Annotated in this window: 1 protein-coding gene; it reads right to left on the bottom strand. The window is 56.3% G+C overall.

Annotated elements, in window-relative coordinates; translation table 11 throughout:
• On the bottom strand, positions 1–302 hold a 302-nt coding region (locus WFN87_RS24060), incomplete at both ends, for a CS1 type fimbrial major subunit (protein WP_336983981.1).

The raw sequence follows: 302 nt of genomic DNA, 5'->3' as shown, positions 1-302 counted from the left end.
TGTACAGCGTGACCGCTGACACGGCGTCAACCGGCAACGTCTGGCCGGCAATATTCACCTGGAGATCGATAGTATCCGTACCGCTGGCCGAGCTGAGCACAGGCTGCCCGGCCAGATAGGCTTTAATGCCCCCGCCGGAATTTTTCATTTGCAGCTGCTGAGAAAATCCATCCAGAGAGCCCGTCGCCGCATTCCATGCCATTTTTTGCGTCTGGGCATTCCAGCCGTTAACTGGCGTGACAAAGAACTCAGTATCAGGGATCGCCGCCTCTACGTTGAAATCAACCTGCAGAGGAGCAGCG

The sequence above is a fragment of the Cedecea sp. AS113 genome (assembly GCF_037152415.1).
Classification (GTDB): domain Bacteria; phylum Pseudomonadota; class Gammaproteobacteria; order Enterobacterales; family Enterobacteriaceae; genus Cedecea.
Note: the sequence above shows the minus strand (reverse complement) of the source record. Positions and strands in the feature narration are given on the sequence as shown.